This is a genomic window from Lactobacillus nasalidis, from assembly GCF_016587775.1.
In the GTDB taxonomy this organism is placed as follows: Bacteria; Bacillota; Bacilli; order Lactobacillales; family Lactobacillaceae; genus Lactobacillus; species Lactobacillus nasalidis.
The window spans coordinates 1-284 of record NZ_BOCG01000229.1 but is presented as its reverse complement, the minus strand read 5'-3'; the positions used below and the strand labels follow the sequence as shown (position 1 = coordinate 284).

Below are 284 nucleotides of genomic sequence, written 5' to 3'. Positions count from 1 at the left end.
GCTCCATGGGGTCTTTCCGTCCTGTCGCGGGTAACCCGCATCTTCACGGGTATTATAATTTCACCGAGTCTCTCGTTGAGACAGTGCCCAAATCATTACACCTTTCGTGCAGGTCGGAACTTACCCGACAAGGAATTTCGCTACCTTAGGACCGTTATAGTTACGGCCGCCGTTTACTGGGGCTTCAATTCAAACCTTCGCTTTGCAGCTAAGCTCTCCTCTTAACCTTCCAGCACCGGGCAGGTGTCAGCACCTATACTTCATCTTACGATTTTGCAGATGCC

Annotated in this window: 1 rRNA gene; it reads right to left on the bottom strand. The window is 50.7% G+C overall.

The annotated features are described in order from the left end of the window. Positions 1 to 284 (bottom strand): 23S ribosomal RNA (locus lacNas_RS03820); the annotation flags it as partial.